Origin of the sequence: Bradyrhizobium sp. 40 (genome assembly GCF_023100925.1) — a bacterium.
In the GTDB taxonomy this organism is placed as follows: Bacteria; Pseudomonadota; Alphaproteobacteria; order Rhizobiales; family Xanthobacteraceae; genus Bradyrhizobium.
The window spans coordinates 2,369,077-2,391,054 of sequence record NZ_CP064688.1; the positions used below are offsets into that span (position 1 = coordinate 2,369,077).

Consider the following 21,978-nt stretch of genomic DNA (forward strand, 5'->3'; position numbering starts at 1 on the left):
CGATGCCGGATTTAGCTTGGACAGAGAATGCCGCGCGCCCTAGGGACGACAATGGCGCTTGACTTCACACCGGAAGTGGAGCGACCCAAGGCGGCCCGCAGCTCTGCCCAACGACATAATCAACTCAGGAGGAAGCTCAGATGAAGATACTTACCGGCGTCATCGCAGCCGCTCTGCTGGCGGTCTCAGCCCCCTTGGCGACCGCACGCGATTTCCGTTCCGCCGACATCCATCCCGCCGATTATCCGACCGTCGAGGCCGTCAAGTTCATGGGCAAGCAGCTCGCAGCGGCGAGCGGCGGCAAGCTCGGCGTGAAGGTGTTCCCCAACGGTGCGCTGGGCTCCGAGAAGGACACCATCGAGCAGCTCAAGATCGGCGCACTCGACATGATGCGGATCAACGCATCGCCCTTGAACAACTTCGTGCCGGAAACGATCGCGTTGTGCCTGCCCTTCATCTTCCGGGACACGCAGCACATGCGTACCGTTCTTGACGGGCCGATCGGCGACGAGATCCTGGCGGCCATGGCGCCCGCAGGCCTGATCGGCCTCGCCTATTACGACAGCGGCGCCCGGTCCATCTACACCGTCAAGGCACCGATCAAGTCGCTCGCGGACGTCAAGGGTCTGAAAATTCGCGTCCAGCAATCCGATCTGTGGGTCGGCATGATCCAGAGCCTCGGGGCCAATCCGACGCCGATGCCCTACGGCGAGGTCTATACCGCTCTCAAGACCGGTCTGGTGGACGCTGCCGAGAACAACTGGCCGTCTTACGAGTCCTCGCGCCATTTCGAGGCCGCCAAGTTCTACAACGTCACCGAGCACTCCCTGGCGCCCGAAGTTCTCGTGATGTCGAAGACGGTCTGGGACACGCTGAGCAAGGAGGACCAGGCGATGGTCCGCAAGGCGGCGAAGGAATCGGTTCCCGTCATGCGCAAGCTCTGGGACGAGCGTGAGCAGGCGTCCCGCAAGACCGTCGAAGCGGCCGGTGTTCAGGTCGTGACGATCGCCAACAAGGCGGAATTCGTCGACGCGATGAAGCCGGTGTACGACAAGTTCGCCGGTGACGAGAAGCTGAAGGGCCTCGTCAAGCGTATCCAGGACACGAAGTAAGACCATAGCGTCGGTCCGGCGCGCCGACTGGCGACGCCGGACCGACGCGTTGGAGGCGCGCAAGGAGACTTGCAAGGAGACTTGGATGACAGACCCTCACGTCGCAGACCACGAACTGGACGTAGCCGGACGCCCGTCCACCGGTTTGCTGTCCCGGATCAATGCTCCCGTCGCTCGGCTAGGGATGTATCTGTCGGTGACCGGACTGCTCGTCATCGTCACCATCGTCTTCTACCAGGTGTTCGGACGCTACGTGCTCAATTCCAGCCCGACCTGGACGGAGAACCTTGCGTTGGTTCTGATCCTGTATGTCACGTTGATCGGCGCCGCGGTCGGCGTGCGCGATGCCGGACATATCGGCATGGATAGTTTGCTGGTGATGCTGCCGGATCATGCGCGGGAGAAGATCGAGCTTGTGATCCACGTCCTGGTGGCCGGGTTCGGCGTCGCGATGGCCTATAACGGCTGGATCCTCGGAGCCTCGGTCGGAACGGTGAAGATCCCCAATCTCGGCCTGCCCGAAGTCATCCGCTACGTGCCGCTGATCGCCTCCGGCGTCCTGATCGTCTCCTTTTCAATCGAGCACATCATCGCTCTCCTGCGCGGCGAAGAGGTCGTCCCCTCATGGAACTGATCATTCTCGGCGCCAGTTTCTTCGGCTTCCTCGTCCTCGGCGTCCCCGTCGCCTTCGCGATCGGCCTCTCGGCGATTTGCACCATCCTCTACGAAGGCCTCCCGGTCGCGGTCATCTTCCAGCAGATGATGTCGGGGATGAACATCTTCTCCTTCCTCGCCATCCCGTTCTTCGTCTTCAGCGGTGAGCTGATGCTGCATGGCGGCGTCGCCGACAAGATCGTGCAGCTCGCCAAGAATCTCGTCGGACACATCCGCGGCGGGCTCGGCATGTCGAACGTGGTCGCCTGCACGCTGTTCGGCGGCGTGTCCGGCTCGCCCGTGGCCGACGTGTCGGCGATGGGGGCGGTGATGATCCCCATGATGAAGAAGGAAGGTTTCGACACCGACTATGCCGTCAACGTCACGACCCATGCTTCGCTGGTCGGAGCACTGATGCCGACCAGTCACAACATGATCATCTATGCGCTCGCCGCCGGCGGTAAGGTCTCGATCGGAGCGCTGATCGCCGCCGGCCTGCTGCCGGCGCTGGTGCTGATGGTGTGCATGCTGGTCGCCGCTTACGCGGTCGCGGTGAAGCGCGGCTATCCGGCCGGCAAGTTCCCGGGCTGGCCCGCGGTTTTCCGTTCGTTCGCGGCCGCTCTGCCCGGCCTTCTGATCGTCGGCATCATCCTCTCAGGCATCCTGTCGGGCGTGTTCACGGCGACCGAATCCGCGGCCGTCGCGGTCACCTACACGATCCTGCTGACGTTCTTCATTTACCGCACCATGACCTTGCCGAACTTCCTGCGCGCGGCGGCCAAGGCGGTGAAGACCACGGGGGTGGTGCTGCTGCTGATCGGCGTCTCCACCATGTTCCAGTATTTGATGGGGCTTTACGAGGTGGCCGACTTCGCCGGCGAGATGATGAGCAGGGTCTCGACCCAGCCCTGGGTCATCTTCCTGCTCATCAACGTCATTCTGTTCGTGCTGGGCACGTTCATGGACATGGCCGCGACCATCCTGATCTGCACGCCCATCTTCCTGCCGATCGCGATGAAGGCGGGCATGGATCCGGTGCAGTTCGGCATGCTGATGCTGATCAACTGCGCGCTCGGGCTGAACACCCCGCCGGTCGGGACGACGCAGTTCGTGGGCTGCGCCATCGGCGGCATCTCGGTGGGCGCGGTGATGCGCACTATCCTGCCGTTCTACGCCGCCCTGATCGCAGCTCTGATGTTCGTGACCTACGTCCCCGCCTTCTCGCTGTGGCTGCCCCGTCTGCTGATGGGCTACAAGGGCTAGCAGCAACGAAGGGAGAATCTATCCGTGACTGACTATCGCAAGCTCTTCGATCTCACCGGCAAGACGGCCGTGGTGCTGGGCGCCGCCTCCGGAATCGGCAAGTCGTCGGCCGAGGCGCTGGCCGGGCTCGGCGCCCGTGTCGTCTGCGCCGATCGTGCGCTTGAAGGCGCTGAAGCAACCGCCGCTGGCATTCGTGAGAAGGGCGGCTGGGCCGAGGCGGCTGCGTGTGACGCGGCGAGCGCTGCGGACGTCAATGCACTGGCGAAGACCGTGATGCAGAAATTTTCGCGGCTCGACATCGCGGTGACGACGCCCGGGCTCAACATCCGCAAGACCATCCTCGACTACACCGAGGAGGATCTCGACCGCGTCCTCAACCTCAACATCAAGGGCACGGTCTGGTTCTTCCAGGCCTTCGGCCGCATCATGGTCGAGCAGAAGGGCGGCAGCATCATTGCCTGCTCCTCGGTGCGGGCGGTGACTATCGAGCCGGGCCTTGGCGTCTACGGCTCGACCAAGGCCGCCATCGGCCTGCTGGTGAAGGGCTTTGCTTCGGAGGTTGGACGCTCCGGCGTGCGCGTCAACGCGATCGCGCCGAGCATCGCCGAGACCGCGCTGACCGGCCCGTTCAAGCAGCGTCCGGACATCTACAATCTCTATGCCGGCCATACCGTGTTCAACCGCTGGAGCAGCGCCGACGAGGTCGCGACAGCCGTCGCCTATCTCGCCTCGGACGCCGCGAGCTATGTCAGCGGCAGCACATTGTTTGTCGATGGTGGCTGGACCGCCGTCGACGGTCCGCCGACCGGTCTCACCCAGTTGCACACATAGGGCGATTATCTAGCCTGCAAAGCCGGCGCGCTGGCGCAGATCCCTGCGGTCTGCGCTGGTCAGCAACGCGATCAGCGCGGCCGCCTCTTGTGGATGTACGGCCCGCGTGGTCACGCCGGCCGTATACATCGTCACGAGCTCGCAGCCCGGCGGCAGCGCTCCTGACAGCGCGATGCCGTCGGTTGCAATGATCTCGGTCGCTTGCGTGCAGCCAATCGGATGCGCGGCGGTGGACGCCGCAAGCTCCCGCATCGCGGTCGCGCCGTTGGGGAAGATCTTGAGGCGCGAAGCGACCTCGTAGGCGATGCCGAGCTGATCCAGCACCTTTGCGACGTGCTGTCCCGCCGTCGAGGCTTTCGTATCAGGGACGTAGATCGCGTCGGCGCTGCGCAGTACCTCGCGCAAATTGGCCTCGGTCTTCACGGTCACCTTGGGATCGCGGCTCCGGACCGCCAGCGCGGTCTCGACCCGCCCGACATTTGTGATCGAGGAAGGGATGACGAGCGTCTCTTCGGCAAGCTTTGCAAGCAGCGCCTGCGTCAGGATCACCAGATCGGCCGCCGTTCCCGTGCGCAGCTTGTCGGCCATGATGCCGACTGCGCCGAACTCGCCGTCGATGCCGAAGCCGGTCTGCGTCTTGAAGGGATCGCCGAGGCCGCGCACCAGGCCTTGCGCCGCGCCTCCGCTCAAAATGCTCACTGTCGTCACGATGCCAGCTCCATGGCTGCAATGATCTTGTCGCGGGTGATCGGCAGGTCGCGCAGGCGCACGCCGAGGCAATCGTAAACGGCATTCGCGATCGCCGCCGTCACCGGGCCGTGGGCGGCCTCGCCAGCGCCGACCGGCTCGATCTCCGGCCGCTGGACGATCTCGACATCCACCATTGGCACCTCGCTGAAGGTGAGGATCGGATAGTCGGTCCAGGACGTCGATGTGATGCGCGTGCGGTCGAAGCGGACGCGTTCCTTCAGCACCCAGCTTGTCGCCTGGATCGCGCCGCCCTCGATCTGGTTGATGACGCCGTCCGGGTTGATGGCCTCGCCGACATCGACCGCAAGCGTCAGCCGCTTGACGCGGATGTTGTCAGTGCCCTCGATCTCCGCAATCGCGGCGCAATAGGCCCCCATGTTCTTGTAGCGGGCGAAGCCGACGCCGTGACCGATGCCGGACTTCTTTTGCGGCTTCCATTGCGCGCGTCGTGCCACCGCGCGAATGACCTCCTTTGCCCGTTCGTCGCGCAGATGGCGCAGGCGGAACGCGATCGGGTCTTCGCCGCGCAGCGCGGCGATCTCGTCGAGCAGGGACTCGATGGCGAACACATTGCCTTGTCCGCCAAGTGTCCGCAGCGCCGAGGTCCGCACCGGCATGGTCAGCAACCGGTGGCTCGTGACCGTCCAGGCCGGGAGGTCGTAGAGCGGAACGGAGTTGCGGTCGCCGCCGCCGCCATTGGCCGCGGGCGGATTGGTCGAGATCATGCGCGGGTAGGGGGTCGCAATCTCGGTTGCGGCAAGCAGCGCGGGCTGTGCTGCGCGCCCGGGCCGCGCCGCGTGGCCGTTGCTCCAGATCGCATGGCGCCAACCGACGATCTCGTTGTCCCCATCGAGGTCGGCCTCGATCTCGATCGCCATCGCCGCGCCGAACGGCGCGTGGGCCATCTCGTCGTGGCGCGACCACTGCACCCGCACCGGACGGCCGCCGGCCGCTTTCGCCAGCAGCACGGCATCGAGCGCGACGTCATCGGCCGCGTTGTGTCCGTAGCAGCCGGCGCCCTCCATGTGCTCGACGACGATGCTCTCGATCGGCAGCTTGAGCACGATCGCGAGGTCGGCGCGCAGCAGATAGACACCCTGGCTGTGCGTCCACACGTGGACGCGATCGCCGTCCCATCGGGCCATCGCACAGGACGGCGCGATCGAGGCATGCGCGATGTAGGGACGGATGTATTGCCGGCGGAGGGTGCGAGCAGCGTTCTTTATCGTTGCTGCAGAGGTCCTGGTGTCGATGACAGTGGTCTCGACCGGCTGGCTCTTCAGGAACCCGGCGAGATCAGCTTCCGGCAGCGGCTCGCCAGCCGACCATGTCGCCCCCTTACGCAAGGCTTTCAGCGCGGCTTCCGCCGCTGCCTCGCCGTCGGCAACCACGCCGGCAAAGCCGCCGTCGCGGACGATCGCGACGAGGCCGGGAACGGCTCGCGTCGCCGTCTCGTCGAGCGCGATCAGCCTGGCGCCGGAAATGTCCGGCCGCAGCACGCGTCCGTGCAGCAAGTCCGGCAGCGGACAGTCATGGATAAAGCGCGGCCGTGCGAACACCTTGTCGGGAATGTCGACGCGCTGGACCGAATGTCCGGCCACAGTGCGTTTGGCGACGATCTTCGCTGTCGCACCGGCTTTGGCGTCGTGGTCGAGCGAGACGTCACCGGCCAACTCCCAATAGCTCGTCCTGACATTGCCGGGGCCCGAGATCGTGCCGTCATGGATGTCGAGCAGCGACGCATCGACACCGAGACGCTCCGATGCTGCGAGGAGGAAGCGCTGGCGGATTTCGGCACAGGCGTGGCGCAGCGCCCGGCCGGACTGCTGGACCGAAAGGCTGCCCGAGGTGACGCCCTCGTTCGGACTTGCCGCCGTGGAGGCGCGGATCATCTCGATGCGGCCAATATCGACGTCGAGCTCGTCGGCTGCGATCTGCGCCAGGGCCGTGACGATGCCCTGGCCGATCTCGACCTTGCCGGGCGAGATCGCCACACGGCCTTCGCCGATGAGCTTCACCCAGGCTGACAGCTTGGGATTGGCCGCAAGGCTGACCGGCAGTGTCGGGGTAGGGGACGGCGCACTCATGATGTCGCCATCTCCGCGGCCGCCCGCAGCACAGCGCGGACCATGCGATTGTGCGATCCGCAGCGGCACAGATTGCGATCAAGCGCGGTTCTCACCTCAGCCTCCGTCGGCGACGGATTGCGCTTCAGCAGCGCCGCCGCGCTAATCAGGATCCCCGAGACGCAATAGCCGCATTGCATCGCCTGCTCGGCGATAAAGGCGCGTTGCAGCGGATGCGGCTGCTCCGCTGTGCCGAGGCCTTCCACCGTGACGACGTCCTTGTCCGCGACCGACCACATCGGCAGGTCGCACGAGGCCATCGCGCGGTCGCCGACCATGACATGGCAGGCGCCGCACTCGCCGGCCCCGCAGCCGAAATGCGGACTTGTAACGCCGAGCCGGCTGCGCAGCACGTCGAGCAGCGTCTGATCCGGATCGGCATCCACGGCCGCGGCCGTGCCGTTGAGCTGGAATTGAATGGTAGGCATTGTCGCTCTACAGCCTCAGGACTTGTCGAACTTCTTGACCACGTCGGCCCATTTTTCGATGTCACCGCGCAGGAACTTGTCGAATCCCTCCGACGTCATTGACATCGGCACCGCGCCCTGCGCAGTCCAGAGCTTGACGATGTCGGGCCGCTTCACCATTGCGTTCACGGCGGCATTGAGCTTGTCGATCACAGGTTTTGGCGTGCCGGCCGGCGCCATCAGGCCGAGCCAGATCGTGGCTTCGTAGCCTGCGACCCCCGCCTCGATCGCGGTCGGCACGTTCGGCAGCACCGCTGAGCGTTGCTTGCCGGTGGTCGCGAGCGCGCGGACCTGGTTCTCGCCGATGTTCGGCGCCATCGCCGGCACCGCGTCGATCATCATCTGAACCTGCCCGCCGATCACGCCGCTGCGCGCCTCACCACTGTTGCGATAGGGGACGTGGACGAGATCGATGCCGGCCATGGCTTTGAACAGCTCGCCGGCCATGTGATAGGGCGTGCCCTGGCCGGAGGAGGCATAGTTCAACTTCCCCGGCTGCGACTTGGCGAGCGCGACGAACTCCTGCAGCGTCTTCGCTGCGACTTGCGGGTTCACCACGATGACGAGATCGGAAGAGTTGACCGGTGCGATCGGCGCGAGGTCGCGCATCAGCTCGTATTTGCGCTTGTCCGGCGTCAGCAGGGATTCGTTCGCGGTCTGGGTGTTGGACATCATCAGCAGCGTGTAGCCGTCGGCGGGCGACTTCGCCGCTTCGACCGTGCCGATGACGCCGCCCGCGCCGGTGCGGTTCTCGATCACGAAGGGTTGGCCAAAACTCTCCTGGAGCGCATTGCCGATCAGCCGGGCCGCGACATCGGCCGGCCCGCCGGCGCCGAAGGGCACGACGATCCGGACCGAATGGTTGGGATAGTCCTGCGCCAAGGACGGGCTTGCGGAGGACGCGCTGAGCAGACCGGCGGCCAGCGCCAGCATGAATTGTCGGGCCGTCACACCCACCTCCCTGATGTCGTTCTTGTTGTTGGGCACTGTAGCGGCAGGGGAGGCGGACTGTCGACGCCTCACAAGACCGATGGTGCCTGGAATATCGGGCGGTTTTCGGTGTGGCGGCGCCGCTCTTCGCGGTCGCGGCAGGAACCGGCGGCGCACACGGTCTGAGCAAATCGCATGGGCGTTGCCGGATAAATACCCTCGGCTGAGGGGTATTTTGGTGTTACCAAATTGGACATGAACCAGCACGCCAAGATCGAAATCCGCCATTCGACCTGTCCGCATGATTGCCCGTCGGCCTGTGCCCTCGATGTCGAGGTGCTCGAGGGACGCAGCATCGGTCGCGTCCGCGGTTCGAAAAAGCAGACCTATACGGCCGGCGTGGTCTGCGCCAAGGTTGCCCGTTACGCCGAGCGCATCCATCATCCTGAACGGCTGATGTATCCGCTGCGTCGAACGGGTGCGAAGGGCTCCGGCCAATTCGCCCGGATCAGCTGGGACGAGGCGCTGGACGAGATCGCGGATCGCTTCAACCAGGCCGAGCGCGAGTTCGGTGCGGACTCAATCTGGCCGTACTATTACGCCGGCACGATGGGGCTGGTGATGCGCGACGGCCTCAACCGGCTCACGCATGTGAAGAAATATTCGCGGTTCTACCAGACCATCTGCGCCAATGTCGGTCGCATCGGGTTCGCGATCGGCACCGGCAAGATCGCCGGCGTCGATCCGCGCGAGATGGCGCTGTCCGATTTGGTGGTGATCTGGGGCACCAACCCCGTCAACACGCAGGTCAACGTGATGACGCACGCCGCGCGTGCGCGCAAGGAGCGTGGCGCCAAGATCGCAGCCGTCGACATCTACGACAACGAGACCATGAAGCAGGCGGACATCAAGATCATCCTGCGGCCCGGCACCGACGGCGCGTTCGCTTGCGGCGTGATGCATGTCCTGTTCCGCGACGGCTATGCCGATCGCGCCTATATGGACAAGTACACCGATTGCCCTGGCGAGCTCGAGGCGCATCTGAAGACGCGTACGCCCGAATGGGCCTCCGCGATCTCAGGCGTGCCGGTGGCGGAGATCGAGGCCTTTGCCAAACTGGTCGGGGAGACCAAGCGGGCCTTCTTCCGGCTCGGCTACGGCTTCACCCGGTCGCGCAACGGCGCGGCGCAGATGCATGCCGCGAACTGCATTCCCGCGGTGACCGGCGCCTGGCAATATGAAGGCGGCGGCGCCTTCTTCAACAATTACGCGCTGTGGCACTTCAACGAATCCATCATCGAAGGCCATGACGCCATCGACCCAACTATCCGCGCGCTTGACCAGTCGCAGATCGGCCGCATCCTCACCGGCGATTCCAAGGCGCTGCACGGCAAGGGTCCGGTCAAGGCGATGCTGATCCAGAATACCAACCCGATGACAGTGGCGCCGGAGCAGGCGCTGGTGCGGCAGGGTTTTGCGCGCGAGGATCTGTTCGTCGCGGTGCACGAGCAGTTCATGACCGAGACGGCCGAGATGGCCGACATCGTGCTGCCGGCGACGATGTTCATGGAACATGACGATCTCTATTACGGCGGCGGCCACCAGCACATCTCGGTCGGACCGAAGCTGATCGATCCGCCCGGCGAATGCCGCTCCAATCACGAGGTGTTGCAGGCGCTGGCGCCGCGGCTTGGCGCCAGGCATCCGGGATTTGAGCTGACGCCGCGTGAATTGATCGACGCGACGCTGAAACTGAGCGACCACGGCGACATTGCCGGCCTCGAAGCCGACCTCTGGCGCGACCTGCAGCCGGACTTCCGCACGTCGCATTATCTCGACGGCTTCGCCCATGCCGACAGGAAATTCCATTTCAAGGCCGATTGGGCGCATCCGCCGTTCGGCCAGAAGATGGGTGACTTCGACAAGATGCCGTCGCTGCCGGACCATTGGGCGGTGATCGAGCATTCCGACCAGGCCCATCCGTTCCGGCTTGCTACCAGCCCGTCGCGCAGCTTCCTGAACACCACCTTCAACGAGACGCCGTCCTCGCAGGCGCGCGAGGGCAAGGCGAGCGTGATGATCCATCCCCTGGATGCCGCCGCGCTCGACATTGGCGATGGCGATGCGGTGACGCTTGGCAACACCCGCGGCGAGACCACGATTGTAGCGACTTTGTTCGACGGCGTGCGGCGTGGCGTGCTGATCGCGGAATCCGTGCATCCCAACAAGAACCATATCGGCGGGCGCGGCATCAACATGCTGACGGGCGCCGAAACCGTCGCGCCGATCGGCGGGGCCGCATTCCACGACAACAAGGTCTGGATCCGGAAAGCGGCTGCGGCCTGAGCCGCGCAATTTGCGTCGAGGCGCTAAGCGGCGCCTCCCGACAGATTGCCCTTGCACCTCGCGCCTGAGCTGCCGCAAATGCTGCAGACCGGGAGCAAGGATCAAGCGTCATGACCGACACCACAGCCGTCATCACCGAGAAGCGCGGGCAGGCGTTCTGGATCACCATCAACCGGCCGGAGAAGCGCAATGCGCTGAACGGCGACGTGATCGCCGGCATCGCGGAGGGCTATCGCGACGCGCATGAGGACAAGGACGTCCGCGTCATGGTGCTGACCGGCGCGGGCGACAAGGCGTTTTGCGCCGGCGCCGACTTGCAGAATTCCGGCGCGGCGTTCGCAATGGATCATTCCATGCCGAACGTCGATTATGCTGATCTCTTGCGCCTGTCGCAGAACGCGACCAAGCCCGCGATCGCGCGCGTCGGCGGCGTCTGCATGGCTGGCGGCATGGGCCTGTTGTGCATGACCGACATGGCGGTCGCGGCTGACCATGTCATCTTCGGCCTGCCGGAGGTGAAGGTTGGCGTGTTTCCGATGCAGGTGCTGAGCCTGATGCAGGAGATCGCACCGCGACGCCTCGTCAAAGAATGGGCGCTGACCGGCGAGCCGTTCGATGCGAAGGCGGCATTGGCAGCGGGCCTGCTCAACTACGTCGTGCCCACGGCCGAGCTCGACGCCAAAATCGACTGGCTGATCGGCCGGATCGTCGACAAATCCCCGACCGCGATCCGCCGCGGCAAATACGCCATGCGCGCGATTGCATCGATGTCCTTCGACGAGAGCATCGCCTACACCGAAAGCCAGATCGCACTGCTGGCGATGACCGAAGATGCCAAGGAGGGGCTGAAGGCGTTCAGCGAGAAGCGCAAGCCGGTCTGGATGGGGAGATGAGAGCTCGCGGATTCCACGCAAGCAGCATCCGTTGTTTAAACGAGATTAAGCAGGGCAGCGCACCGGCCGTGGGTACCGAAGACGATGGAGAGATGATCGCCGTGCTGAGGGATGCGGTGTCCGCGTTCCTACTACTCGCCCGCTCGGGTGGATGGTCAGACCGGAGCTCGATATGATGCAAGCCGCGGCGAAGATCGTCGTGCCGCAGAAGGACATTCCGCCGAACATTGAGATCGCGCAGAACGGGGACATCGAAGATGCGCGAGTTTCCGGCTGGAATCTTGGTGACGGAAGTTCATTGCGGGGCCGCGGAAAGCGTCCTCAGACGCAGGCCGATCCCGCGGCGGGACTTTGGATGACAACGTCTTTTGTAGCACCGGGCGAGCGGGCGCTATCGTTCAATGGCGGCTTGCGTTGCCTTCGCGCTGGCGCAACACGATCTCGACGAGGCGGCGGAGCCGTCGCACCGATCCGCCGCGCCAATGGTGCGCGATGGCGGTGGTTTCGCTCGGGCTCAGGCCCTGCATCCAGCGCCGGTCCATCCCCTGGTCGCGCAGGATATCGGAGACCACCACGGGGATTAGAGCCGGAAGGTCCGCCTCCGTCGGCTTGGGAAAGTCTATCTTGCGGAAGCGATCGAGCAAAGGAGAGGGCAGGTTGTCGATGAAATTCGCCGTTGCAACGTAGCAAACGTGCCGCAAGTCAACGGTGGTCTGCAGTGCGGGATCCGGATATTGCCGCGCCGAGTCGATTTCGAGGAAGCCAAGAAGGCAGTCAAACAAACGGCCATGGTCTCGCCCCGTCGCGGCCTTGTCGAGCTCATCAAGCAGGATAATTACGTTGGCATGCCGAGCGCGGGCGATCGCCAGAAGGGGATGGCACGGCTGCGCGGTCGCCCATCTGCGGTCGGTCCCGGAGAACGCGGCGCCATCGGCTCCACTTGAATCCGTCCGCCACATGCCCACACCGAGCAGCTGCTGCAGTCGTTGCGCGAAACGCGTCTTCCCGCTCCCGGGCGGACCCACCATCAGCAGGGGGCCGAAAGCGATCGTGGGGCGACCGACGAGATCGGATAGCACGAAATCGACGACATCGGCCGCGTAACTGAATTCCGCCATCAACTGGCGGCGCACTTCCCCAAGCGCCGGTGTCTTGATCAGCGGCAAGGGTACATCGATCAGGCCTTTCAAGGGCGTGATGATCTCCTTCGATTTATAGCCGGTCATAGTGACCGGATCCGTTCGCACCACGACGACATGCCCCTCGGGAACGTCCGGCAGCGGCCTTTCGGTATTGGCGTCGCTGTGCATGGCCTCCCGCTCGTCGGCTTTACGCAGACGCTCCCGCGAGCGGGCGAATGCCGTCTCCTCGGCTTCATCGATCCTGCGCCGCGCCATGCGGGCGCCGAGCATCGCCGCTGCCTGGATTGCAGGCGTCTGGAAGGCGCCCACCACATCGTGCGCGCAGACCGGCAGTGCCGCCCACCCATAAACTACGGCCTCCACCTCTGCGGCGAGCTCGAGGGAGATGGACTGCGGAAGTTTGCGAAAGGCAGCAACAAGCGCGCCGGCGACACGGCGGTGCTCTTCGCCGAGCCCCCTGTCGCGAGGTAGCGCCAGCGAGATGAGCCGCACGCAATCCGCAAGGCTCCGGCATTCGGACTTATCTTCGCGGACAGCCCGATGGTCGAGCTCGACGGCAAGCGCGCATCCGCTTCCGGCATCGGGCGTGTCGATCCATGTCTCCGTCAGAGTGATGTCGGGGCAGACCGTCTCGATTTCGGCGGCGAGGCGCTGGTAGACCGAAGGGTCGGCGCGCGAGGCCAGGACCGCGTAGCGCAGCACGCGCGGCAAGCTGGCAGTGGCTTGCTCTCCGGATGCGGAATCCTCGGCGGCGCCCGCGATGACATCTTCATCGAGGTCGCTCGGCCGCTGGTCATCCAGATCATCGATCATGAGATTGCTCGGTCGCGTCGGCGCCAAAACAGGGCGGCAGGCGTTCCTACTGCGAAAAATCGCGGATCGCTCTTGCCATTGCGGACGAGAACAAGGCCGCGCCCACGCAAACGACGAACATGGACGCCGCGGAAAACCTTCTGCGGCGTCCAGTCGCGCTTCGGTCTAGATCTGCATCACCGGGCGCTGCGTCGGATCGACCGGCCGCCACTTCGAGCTATCGACATGCGCCCCGCAGACGGCCTTGGCGGCGGTCGCCATCGAGGGAAAGGCGATGTCCACGGTGATGCGCATACGATCGATGGCGCCCGGGATCGGCGTCAGCACGCCGGCCTCGAACAAGGCGGCTCGACGCGCCCGGGTCACCGGGCTCGCGCTCGGATTGGTGGCGATGCGGAAATCCGAGCCGGCCGCCACGACGAAACGGTCGTTGGCGGGATAGCCGCGCGCCCAGATCGTCTCATCATAACGCAACTCGAACTCCGCGCCGCCAGGCGCCAGGTGCACATCGATCTCCATCGGGCCGCTCTCCACATCGTCAGTCGCCTCCGGCGACAGCGCCGGCGCGTCCACCTGCGGCACGCCGCCCGGCAGCGGTTCGAAGGCGGTCACTCCGGCATCGAACAGCAAGCGTTTGGCGTCTTCGAGCATCCGCTCATGCAGCGGCAGGTCCAGTGGATCGATCTCGGGCATCCGCGGCGGGCTGCCCGCGACCACCTTCATGACGCCGCAGCGATCGGCCGCATGCGTCAGCCAGAACTGCAGGTAGGCCGCGGTCTCCTTCGTGAAGCGCACCTCCTTCGATGTCCCGCGCACCACGACCATCAGGCGGGCCCACGCCTTCTGCGGATCGGCAAGGTGTTCGCCCAGCCGCCGGCTGAAGCAATTCGTCTCGCCGAGATAGATCGGAACGCTGCCGTCCTGAGCGTCGCCGGTCATGGCATAAAAGGCCGGGCAGGCGAGTTCGCTCGCGACGAGCTTGGGACCGAGGCTCATGGGGAAGACCAGAACCCTGACATGGGCGGCGCGGTCGATGATTTCGCGAACGTCTGCAACACCTCCATACGGGCGGTGCACATGGCTCGTGGTGCGCGTGCTGATGAGCGGCTTGTCCTTGAAGTAAGACATGTTGAAGAACTCCTGTTCGATGGAATGTCCGTTGAAATCCGAACCGCATGAGCCCTTGACACCTCAAGTGCCGAGAAGCTGTGCCGTTCGGAAAGCTCGATGGGACGAAGGCTAGCGGATCGCGATCCACGATAGCGAATGGCCGCCGTCCGTGCGCGCCGGACGGCCCAACGCGCCCATGAGCTCCCAGCGCGCTTGGCGCGACGGGACAGCCATCCGAGAGGGAACAGGAAGATCAAAAGCGAAATTCGCCGACGAATCGGCAATATACTGGCTGACAGCCATTGGTAGACTCCTTCACAGTCTGCTGTGGTTAGGTCGCCGTCCGATCTGATCCATCGGCGGCGGCCGCCCTGCGCTTCATCGCGCAAGCCGGACAAATATAGAACAAAATGTGGCCGTGCGCCACCGCAAAGTGAAAATTCGTTGATTTTCCCGAAATCGTCCCGGGCGATTTGCCTCGTCCTCGAACTGCGCAGCTCGCTCGACGAGGCGACATCCCGCTACCGGCCGGCCTTGGGATAGTGGGATCTTGGTCCGAGATATCTTTGCTCGCAATAGTGAAGACCGCGAACGAAGCTTTGAACGGCCATCCATCGCAATCACGATGGGCCCAACGACTCAGACAAGTCGAGCGGCCGGTCGCCCACCCGGCAGGAGTGGTAAACTCCCTTGAGGCAGGGGGAGGAGCTAGCGTCGTCTCGGCAAACTTTATCTGTGAAGTTTTTTAGTGTGTGCAGCGCTCGAGGGGACATCGCCACTCCGCGTTGGCCTCAAGGGCCGCGGCTTGGATGCCTGCAACGCACACGCCTCGTCATTGTCGGAGGAGTCGCCGGAGACGCCAACGGCGTCGAGGAGCGTGATGCCGTCCATGATCAGCACGCCGCCGGGCACGGCACAGCGCTAGTCCGAAGACGGTGAAGGACTTCATCGCGGCCGCAAAGGCGGCGAACGCGCCGTTCAAGATGGGTGGCACCCGCTCGCGACATCCTCCTTGGGCTATAATCTGGCCAAGCGTTTCGCCAAGCCCCCCGAGAGCTTCGGCAAGGGCCGCACATGGAGGGCGTGTTCGCGCCGGAGACGGCGGCACATGCCTCCTGCAGCTCGGCGCTGCTGCCGATGCTGGCGCTCGGCATTCCTGGCCTCCACCACGCCGCGATCCTGCTCGGCGGGCTGATGGTGTGGGAGCTCAATCTGGGGCCGCTGCTGTTCGTCGAGCACAAGGAACTTCGTCTGGGGCCTGATCGCCTCGATGTATCTCGGCAATGTCGTCGGCCTCGTGCTGGTGCTCACGACGTGCCGATCTTCGCCTCGATCATGGGCGTGCCGTTCGCTTCCGTCGCGCCGATGATCGTGTCCTGCGCGATCCGCGCCTATGCCATCCAGAATGCGATGTTCGACATCTGGCTGATGCTCGGCTTCGGGGTGGTCGGCTACGTCTTCAAGAAGATCGGCACTCCGTGGCGCCGCTCACGCTAGCGCTCGTGCTCGGTAAGCGTACCAAGGACGCCATACGCCTGTCGATGACCGGCTCCGGTGGCGACCCTTCCGGATCGGAGCTGTGTTGGCGGGCCAAATACGAAACGGTTTCGCTTTTGACGGCTTCCGGGTGATGGCTGGCGATGGTTATTTCGCTCACGCATTTAACCCTTGCAAGTTGGGATTTTATTCGGCAGCCTCTAATCGAGAGCTGCCTGCCAAGCGCTTCTCGTCGTGGTGTCGTAGGCGCGTTGTACCCCCGTAATTGCCTGTTTTTGCAGCGTCCCGCGGATTTTCCGCGTTGCAGCAGGCTCAGCGAGAGGTTGCCATGGGCACCACATTCGACTACTCGGCGATTTCGCCGAGCGACGCCGCAGATCTGCGGAAGATCGCAGCGGAAGTACGCGAGCTCGTAAACCGCATGACGCCGCTGCTCATCGATATTGGGGAGCGGTTGATTTCTGCAAAGGCGAAACTGCCCCACGGTACGTTCGGAACATACTGCCGGGCCGAAGCTCGGGTGAACCCCCGCAGAGCGCAGCTGTGCATGCGGCTCGCGCGCTTCGCGCGCTCGCACTCCCAGACCCATGCGTTCGCGGCACGGACGGGCTACATGCTGGCAAAGACGAACACGCCCCCGCAGGTGATCGCAGAGGTGATGACGGAAGCGTGCGCGGGGCGGCCGCCGAGTCACAGCGATGTCGAATCGCGTATCGCGGCCACTAAGTCCGAAAAGTCGTCCTCCTCCGTCCTGGATGTCGATAAGCTCGCAGCGCGCCTTTTGGACGCACTCGACGAGGACGATGTTCGTAATGTTATCCTCCTGGTCGGCAAGGGGACCAGAGCAATCACCTCGCTGTTCTGCGAGCGTCTCCGGGCTGGCCTGCAACAGCAGCGCAGCACCGATACCTCTGAAGTGACTTCGCAGAGCCCGCACTAACCCTGCGTCGCTCAATTGGACTTCGACGGCACAATCGCAACACGCCGATTGCGCCGTCGACACACACACTGCCGGGAAACTAGACTTCCTTCGCCTGACCTTACAACTGTTGCAAAAGGGGGGAAGTAACGGGGGGTGTCGATCCGAATGCGCCTACTCTACGTGCCCGTTGAAACCCTTGGCGTCAGATGAGCGAGCAGGAAACTCCCAAAAATCGCGACTTGCGGCTCCCCCCGCGACCGGTCGAGCCCCTGAGGCAAGCGCTCAATCTGCAGAAGTTTCCCAAGCCGACAGAGAATGATGCCGTTGGCACCCCCGCGGGGCAGCAGCTTGCTACTGCAAGCGAATTTACTTGGGAGCCATTTCCGACACCCATGGATTCCATATCCAATCCCGCCATCGCCTTGCCAGCGTGTCGATCCGTTCGCGATCACGTCAAACCTTGCGGTCCCCATCCTGAAGAGCTGAAGATGGTTGTGACTGCTATCACGCAGCGAAATTTGCGGCGGCGCGCTTCATGGCGCCTGCGCAATCTCGACCTAGGCGAAGAGGCTCAGGAAAATCAGGACGGACTTCTTGCCGGCGAGGGCCGAGTGAGTGAGGCGAAGCCCGATACTTACGCAGGATATCTGAGCCGCGGAATTGGACTGCTGGCGCGCTACAAACATGAGCTAAATATTCGTGCGCCAACCGAAGACGTCGACCCGCGTATTTTCGCCAATTGGGTCCTCGCATCGAAGTCCACATCGACCGCGGGGACATGGCGCAACTATCGTCAGGCGGCAGTAGCTGTCATTCGCACCATCCCTTCGATCCATATCGAGGAAGCGATTGGGTTGCTGAATGAAGATCTTCAGGTCGGAGCGGATGAAGGGCGTTCGCGGACCCCTTTGGACGGCGAGACCGACGGATGCTTCGCCAAGCGAATGGACCGCTTGCACTTCTTGCGGCTGAGGCAGGCGGCCCTTGATTTGAAGCCCAGCAAAGTGCGCTTCGCTTTGTGGAATTGGCTGAATGCCGGCATGCACACCGGCCTCCGACCGATGGAATGGGAAACGGCGTTTATCGAGAGGATCGCTCACAAAGACGGTTCGCAGATGTGGTTGCATGTCGTAGCCCTGCGAGGCGACGAGGAAGAGCATGCCTACCGGTCGTTGGATATCACGACCTTCAGTTCCGAAGCACAGCAAGCTGTCGAGCGTATGGTCGAGCTATCCAGGAGCTGGACCTCATTCAATCGATTCGCCATTTGGCAGAGAGAAGTAGCGAAGTTGCTGGGTTCGATCTGCGACGAGATCTTCCCACGGATGGCTCTGCCTTACACGCTCTGGAGCTTGCGTTACCAGTTTATCGCGAACATGGCATCGCGTTACGACCGCGAGGAGGTTGCTGCGTTAACCAACTATGTTCCTAGTGACAAAAAAGCCAAGCATTACCAGAAACGGCGTCCTTACTGGCTCAAGAACGAAATAGAGGAAGTGCCGGCTCCCTTGCTCGAACAGGTTACGCGCATCAGGAGCCGGTTGCAACTTGCCGACGAGAGACAGGCCATCAAGTCGATGAAACAGGCTGCAGCCAGGAGCAGGCGATAGTTCACGCTGCCGGTCTCGTGGCATTCGAACCTTCAAACAGGCCGGTGCTTCGATTTGGAGAACAGCTATCCCGCGTTGGCCTTCAGCCCCGCGGCCTGGATGCCTGCCACCGCACAGGCTTCATCATTGTCGGAGGTATCGCCAGAAATGCCGACGGCGCCGAGCAAGGTCGTGCCGTCCATGATCAGCACGCCGCCGGGAACCGGGACCAGCGCGCCCTTCGCAATCGTGTTCACGGCGTCGATGAAATAGGCCTGCTCCTGCGCGCGCTGGAACAGGGCGCGTGAACCCATGCCGAGCGCGAGCGCGCCATAGGCTTTGCCGTGGGCGATCTCAGCGCGCATCAGGCTGGTGCCGTCCTGCGCCGCGGCGATCTTGAGCACCCCGCGGGCGTCGAGGATGGTGACGACGAGCGGCTTCAGCTTCAGCTCCGTGGATTTCGCGAAGGCGGCGTCGAGGATCTTGCGGGCGGTGTCGAGGGTAAGGTCAGCCATGACTGGTTTCCTTTGCAAGGGGAGGGGTTGTGGATTGGGTCTGCGCACGATCGAGGCTCATCGCCAGCACGCGGGCGACGTGAAGCGCCTCGCGCTGGGCGCCGTCGTGGATCTGGTGTCGGCAGGAGGTGCCGTCGGCAATGACGAGCGTATTCTGGTCCGCGCGCCGCACGGCGGGTAGCAACGACAGCTCGGCCATCTCGATCGAGGCATCGTAGGTGTCCGCGCCATAGCCGAACGCGCCCGCCATGCCGCAGCAGCTCGACTCGATGGTCTCGACCTTCAGGCCGGGGACGAGGCGCAGCACCTGCTCGACCGTTTTGAACGCGCCGAAGGATTTTTGATGGCAATGGCCGTGCACAAGGGCTTTGTCGGCGACGGTGCCGAGCGGCAGTTGCAGCCGGCCCGCCTCGGCCTCGCCCACCAGGAATTCCTCAAAGGTCAGCGCGTGGGCGCCGACGGCCTTGGCGTCGTCGTCCTTGCGCAGCGAGGCGAGCTCGTCGCGCAGGGTCAAAAGGCAGCTTGGCTCGAGCCCGACGATCGGGACGCCGCGCGCGGCAAAGGGCGCGAAGGCGGCGACAAGACGATCGAGTTCAACTTTGGCTTCGTCGACGAGACCGGCGGACAGGAAGGTGCGGCCGCAGCACAGCGGACGGCTGCCGCTTGCGGGTTTCGGCAGATGCACGCGATAGCCGCCGGCCGCGAGCACGCGCAGCGCGGCCTCGAGATTTTCGCGTTCATAGATGCGGTTGAAGGTGTCGGCGAACAGCACGACCTCGCGGCCGGTCTCCGGCCCGACCGCTTCGGCCGGCGGCACGAACACGTCGCTGCGGAAGGCGGGCAGCGCGCGGCGGGCGCTGATGCCGGCAAAGCGCTCGAACAGTTTCCGCAGCAGCGGGCTGCGGTTGCGCAAATTCGCCAGCGGCGCGAAGCTCGACGCGAGGCCGGCATAGCGCGGGAGGTAGCCGACCAGCCGGTCGCGCAAGGTCAGGCCATGCGAGGCCGCGCGCGCGGCGAGCACCTCGATCTTCATCTTGGCCATGTCGATGCCAACAGGGCATTCGTGGCGGCAGGCCTTGCAGGACACGCAAAGCTTTAACGTCTCCATCATCTCGTCGGAGGAGAGCGTGCCAGCGCCAAGCTGGCCGGAGATCGCAAGCCGCAATGTGTTGGCGCGGCCTCGCGTCACGTCCTTCTCGTTGCGCGTCGCGCGGTAGGACGGACACATCACGCCGCCCTCGAGCTTGCGGCAGGCGCCATTGTTGTTGCACATCTCGACCGCGCCCTGGAAACCGCCGCCGGCCCCGGGATAAGCGGACCAGTCGAGTTTTGTCTTGATCTCTGCGACGCGATAGTCAGGCTTGAAGCGGAATAGCGAACGATCGTCCATCTTCGGTGCGTCGACGATCTTGCCGGGGTTGAGCACGCCCTCGGGATCAAAGCGCTGCTTCACTTCCCTGAAGTCGGCGACCAGGCGCTCGCCGAACATCGTTTCGTGGAATTCGGAGCGCACCAGGCCATCGCCGTGCTCGCCGGAATGCGAGCCCTTGTATTCGCGCACCAGTTCGAAGGCTTCCTCGGCGATGGCCCGCATCGCCTTGACGTCCTTGTCCAGCTTCAAATTCAGCACGGGCCGCACATGCAGGCAGCCTTCGGAGGCGTGAGCATACATCGTGCCGCTGGTGCCGTGCTTGGCGAACACCTCGCTCAGCCGTGCGGTGTAGTCGGCGAGATGCGGCAACGGCACGGCGCAGTCCTCGACGAAGGAGACCGGCTTGCCCTCCTGCTTCATCGACATCATGACGTTGAGGCCGGCGGCGCGGAAATCGGCGATCCCGCTCTGGAGCGCGGGCTCGGTGATGTCCACCACGCCGCCCCATTTGCGCTTGTCGTTGTTCCAGCCGAAGCCGAGATCGCCCATCAGCTCGCCGAGCTGCTTCAAGCGCACGAGGTTGTCCGCCTGATCCTCCTCGGCGAACTCGACCACGAGTACCGCATCCGGATCACCCTTGATCGCAGTGGAGATGATGGGTCGGAACATCGCGATGTCGCGGCCGAGTGCGAGCATGGTGCGGTCGACCAGCTCGACCGCGATCGGCTTGAGCTTGACCAGATGCTGGGCCGCGTCCATCGCCTCGTAAAAACTGCCGAAATGGCAGATGCCGAGCGCCTTGTTGCGGATCACAGGCCACAGCTTCAGCTCGACCTTGGTGGTGAAGGCGAGGGTCCCCTCGGAGCCGACGAGAAGGTGCGCCATGTTGTTGCGGGCATTGCGCGGCACCAGCGCATCGAGATTGTAGCCGCCGACACGGCGCTGCACTTTTGGAAAGCGTGCGGCGATCTCCCCGGCCTCGCGGGCGCCGAGATCGAGCATGTCGCGGAACAGGGCGCGGGCGCTGTCGTTCGCATCGAGATCGGAGAGATCGCGCGAGACCTCGCCGAAGCGGCTCAGCGTGCCGTCGGCAAGCGCGGCCTCCATCGACAGTGTGTTGTCGCGCATGGTGCCGTAGCGCAGGCTACGGCCGCCGCAGGAATTGTTGCCGGCCATGCCGCCGATTGTGGCGCGCGAGGCCGTAGAGACGTCGACCGGAAACCAGAGGCCGTGTTTCTTCAGCTGGCGGTTGAGGTCGTCGAGCACGATGCCCGGCTCGACCACGCAGGTGCGTCCTTCGACGTCGAGCGACAGGATCCGGTTCAGGTGCTTCGAGAGATCGACCACGAGACCGTCATTGACGGTCTGGCCGCATTGCGAGGTGCCGCCGCCGCGCGGGGTCACCTTCAGTCCCTCGTCGCGCGCGATCGCCAGCGCCCGCAAGGCCTCGTCCATGGTGCGCGGCACCACCACGCCATGGGGCATGATCTGGTAGAAGGAAGCGTCGGTGGCGTAGCGGCCGCGGCTGAAAGCGTCGAACAGGACGTCGCCGGTCACGTCCCGGGCCAGACGTGCCGCGAGGCCGTCCTTTTTGGCCGATTCCTGTGATTTCCCGGGCACTTCCGCCGCCATGGTCCGCTCTTGCC

Annotated in this window: 18 protein-coding genes and 1 pseudogene; 9 read left to right on the top strand and 10 right to left on the bottom strand. The window is 64.2% G+C overall.

Going from position 1 to position 21,978, the window contains the following annotated elements; translation table 11 throughout:
* The first annotated feature begins 140 nt into the window (after positions 1-140).
* From IVB40_RS11355 to IVB40_RS11370, 4 genes are all read left to right on the top strand, one after another.
* Positions 141-1,112 carry a TRAP transporter substrate-binding protein gene (locus IVB40_RS11355; protein WP_027566713.1) on the top strand — a complete coding sequence of 324 codons (972 nt, stop codon included), beginning with the start codon at positions 141-143 and terminating at the stop codon, positions 1,110-1,112.
* 85 nt (positions 1,113-1,197) lie between these two features.
* Positions 1,198-1,746: a TRAP transporter small permease gene (locus IVB40_RS11360; RefSeq protein ID WP_027566714.1), complete on the top strand. Its 549-nt coding sequence runs from the start codon at positions 1,198-1,200 to the stop codon at positions 1,744-1,746.
* Positions 1,737-3,029 (top strand): TRAP transporter large permease, encoded by a 1,293-nt coding sequence (locus IVB40_RS11365; RefSeq protein WP_247290369.1) that lies wholly within the window; start codon positions 1,737-1,739, stop codon positions 3,027-3,029. Before IVB40_RS11360 ends, IVB40_RS11365 begins: the two co-directional genes overlap by 10 nt.
* A gap of 24 nt (positions 3,030-3,053) precedes the next feature.
* Positions 3,054-3,860: an SDR family oxidoreductase gene (locus IVB40_RS11370; protein WP_247290367.1), complete on the top strand. Its 807-nt coding sequence runs from the start codon at positions 3,054-3,056 to the stop codon at positions 3,858-3,860.
* A gap of 9 nt (positions 3,861-3,869) precedes the next feature.
* On the opposite strand, the gene IVB40_RS11375 is transcribed toward IVB40_RS11370, so the two are convergent.
* The 4 genes from IVB40_RS11375 to IVB40_RS11390 are packed head-to-tail and all read right to left on the bottom strand — an operon-like array spanning position 3,870 to position 8,136.
* Positions 3,870-4,568 (bottom strand): substrate-binding domain-containing protein, encoded by a 699-nt coding sequence (locus IVB40_RS11375; RefSeq protein ID WP_247290364.1) that lies wholly within the window; start codon positions 4,566-4,568, stop codon positions 3,870-3,872.
* The gene (locus IVB40_RS11380; RefSeq protein WP_247290362.1) at positions 4,565-6,697 is read right to left on the bottom strand and encodes a molybdopterin cofactor-binding domain-containing protein; all 2,133 of its coding nucleotides are present in this window, start codon (positions 6,695-6,697) and stop codon (positions 4,565-4,567) included. The genes IVB40_RS11375 and IVB40_RS11380 overlap by 4 nt, the downstream gene beginning before the upstream one ends.
* Entirely contained in the window at positions 6,694-7,164 is a 471-nt protein-coding gene (locus IVB40_RS11385) for a (2Fe-2S)-binding protein (protein WP_247290360.1), read from the bottom strand. The genes IVB40_RS11380 and IVB40_RS11385 overlap by 4 nt, the downstream gene beginning before the upstream one ends.
* 15 nt (positions 7,165-7,179) lie before the next feature.
* Entirely contained in the window at positions 7,180-8,136 is a 957-nt protein-coding gene (locus tag IVB40_RS11390) for a tripartite tricarboxylate transporter substrate binding protein (protein ID WP_247403054.1), read from the bottom strand.
* A gap of 252 nt (positions 8,137-8,388) precedes the next feature.
* On the opposite strand from IVB40_RS11390, the gene IVB40_RS11395 reads away from it, so the two are divergent.
* Positions 8,389-10,479, top strand: coding sequence for a molybdopterin-dependent oxidoreductase (locus tag IVB40_RS11395; protein WP_247290357.1), 2,091 nt, complete (start codon positions 8,389-8,391; stop codon positions 10,477-10,479).
* A 110-nt stretch (positions 10,480-10,589) separates the two neighbouring features.
* On the top strand, positions 10,590-11,372 hold the full coding sequence (locus tag IVB40_RS11400) for an enoyl-CoA hydratase/isomerase family protein (protein WP_247290355.1): 783 nt from the start codon (positions 10,590-10,592) through the stop codon (positions 11,370-11,372).
* A 398-nt stretch (positions 11,373-11,770) separates the two neighbouring features.
* Here IVB40_RS11400 and IVB40_RS11405 read toward each other — a convergent pair whose 3' ends face one another.
* From IVB40_RS11405 to IVB40_RS11420, 4 genes and pseudogenes are all read right to left on the bottom strand, one after another.
* Complete coding sequence (locus IVB40_RS11405) at positions 11,771-13,327, bottom strand: AAA family ATPase (RefSeq protein WP_247290353.1); 1,557 nt, start codon at positions 13,325-13,327, stop codon at positions 11,771-11,773.
* Positions 13,328-13,492: 165 nt separating this feature from the next.
* A complete protein-coding gene (locus tag IVB40_RS11410) occupies positions 13,493-14,455 on the bottom strand; it encodes a hypothetical protein (RefSeq protein WP_247290351.1) in 963 nt (320 codons plus the stop codon).
* Between the two features lie 111 nt (positions 14,456-14,566).
* Entirely contained in the window at positions 14,567-14,740 is a 174-nt protein-coding gene (locus IVB40_RS11415) for a hypothetical protein (protein WP_247290349.1), read from the bottom strand.
* 442 nt (positions 14,741-15,182) lie between these two features.
* A pseudogene (locus tag IVB40_RS11420) lies at positions 15,183-15,349 on the bottom strand (heme-binding protein); the annotation flags it as partial.
* Between the two features lie 162 nt (positions 15,350-15,511).
* On the opposite strand from IVB40_RS11420, the gene IVB40_RS11425 reads away from it, so the two are divergent.
* From IVB40_RS11425 to IVB40_RS11435, 3 genes are all read left to right on the top strand, one after another.
* The gene (locus tag IVB40_RS11425) at positions 15,512-15,934 is read left to right on the top strand and encodes a tripartite tricarboxylate transporter permease (RefSeq protein WP_247818900.1); all 423 of its coding nucleotides are present in this window, start codon (positions 15,512-15,514) and stop codon (positions 15,932-15,934) included.
* Positions 15,935-16,262: 328 nt separating this feature from the next.
* Positions 16,263-16,874, top strand: coding sequence for a DUF3102 domain-containing protein (locus IVB40_RS11430; protein ID WP_247818901.1), 612 nt, complete (start codon positions 16,263-16,265; stop codon positions 16,872-16,874).
* A 188-nt stretch (positions 16,875-17,062) separates the two neighbouring features.
* The gene (locus IVB40_RS11435) at positions 17,063-18,466 is read left to right on the top strand and encodes a hypothetical protein (protein WP_247818902.1); all 1,404 of its coding nucleotides are present in this window, start codon (positions 17,063-17,065) and stop codon (positions 18,464-18,466) included.
* Positions 18,467-18,531: 65 nt separating this feature from the next.
* Here the strand turns inward: IVB40_RS11435 and IVB40_RS11440 are convergent, their stop codons facing one another.
* A complete protein-coding gene (locus IVB40_RS11440) occupies positions 18,532-18,960 on the bottom strand; it encodes a heme-binding protein (RefSeq protein ID WP_247290341.1) in 429 nt (142 codons plus the stop codon).
* Complete coding sequence (locus IVB40_RS11445) at positions 18,953-21,964, bottom strand: FAD-binding and (Fe-S)-binding domain-containing protein (protein WP_247290338.1); 3,012 nt, start codon at positions 21,962-21,964, stop codon at positions 18,953-18,955. Before IVB40_RS11445 ends, IVB40_RS11440 begins: the two co-directional genes overlap by 8 nt.
* Positions 21,965-21,978: the final 14 nt, after the last annotated feature.

Coding starts and splice junctions, on each gene's coding strand:
- IVB40_RS11355 (WP_027566713.1), top strand. CDS start 141: ATGAAGATACTTACCGGCGTCATCGCAGCCGCTCTGCTGGCGGTCTCA.
- IVB40_RS11440 (WP_247290341.1), bottom strand. CDS start 18,960: ATGGCTGACCTTACCCTCGACACCGCCCGCAAGATCCTCGACGCCGCC.
- IVB40_RS11430 (WP_247818901.1), top strand. CDS start 16,263: ATGGGCACCACATTCGACTACTCGGCGATTTCGCCGAGCGACGCCGCA.
- IVB40_RS11415 (WP_247290349.1), bottom strand. CDS start 14,740: ATGGCTGTCAGCCAGTATATTGCCGATTCGTCGGCGAATTTCGCTTTT.
- IVB40_RS11380 (WP_247290362.1), bottom strand. CDS start 6,697: ATGAGTGCGCCGTCCCCTACCCCGACACTGCCGGTCAGCCTTGCGGCC.
- IVB40_RS11405 (WP_247290353.1), bottom strand. CDS start 13,327: ATGATCGATGATCTGGATGACCAGCGGCCGAGCGACCTCGATGAAGAT.
- IVB40_RS11385 (WP_247290360.1), bottom strand. CDS start 7,164: ATGCCTACCATTCAATTCCAGCTCAACGGCACGGCCGCGGCCGTGGAT.
- IVB40_RS11435 (WP_247818902.1), top strand. CDS start 17,063: ATGAGCGAGCAGGAAACTCCCAAAAATCGCGACTTGCGGCTCCCCCCG.
- IVB40_RS11400 (WP_247290355.1), top strand. CDS start 10,590: ATGACCGACACCACAGCCGTCATCACCGAGAAGCGCGGGCAGGCGTTC.
- IVB40_RS11360 (WP_027566714.1), top strand. CDS start 1,198: ATGACAGACCCTCACGTCGCAGACCACGAACTGGACGTAGCCGGACGC.
- IVB40_RS11395 (WP_247290357.1), top strand. CDS start 8,389: ATGAACCAGCACGCCAAGATCGAAATCCGCCATTCGACCTGTCCGCAT.
- IVB40_RS11390 (WP_247403054.1), bottom strand. CDS start 8,136: ATGCTGGCGCTGGCCGCCGGTCTGCTCAGCGCGTCCTCCGCAAGCCCG.
- IVB40_RS11410 (WP_247290351.1), bottom strand. CDS start 14,455: ATGTCTTACTTCAAGGACAAGCCGCTCATCAGCACGCGCACCACGAGC.
- IVB40_RS11365 (WP_247290369.1), top strand. CDS start 1,737: ATGGAACTGATCATTCTCGGCGCCAGTTTCTTCGGCTTCCTCGTCCTC.
- IVB40_RS11445 (WP_247290338.1), bottom strand. CDS start 21,964: ATGGCGGCGGAAGTGCCCGGGAAATCACAGGAATCGGCCAAAAAGGAC.
- IVB40_RS11425 (WP_247818900.1), top strand. CDS start 15,512: ATGGAGGGCGTGTTCGCGCCGGAGACGGCGGCACATGCCTCCTGCAGC.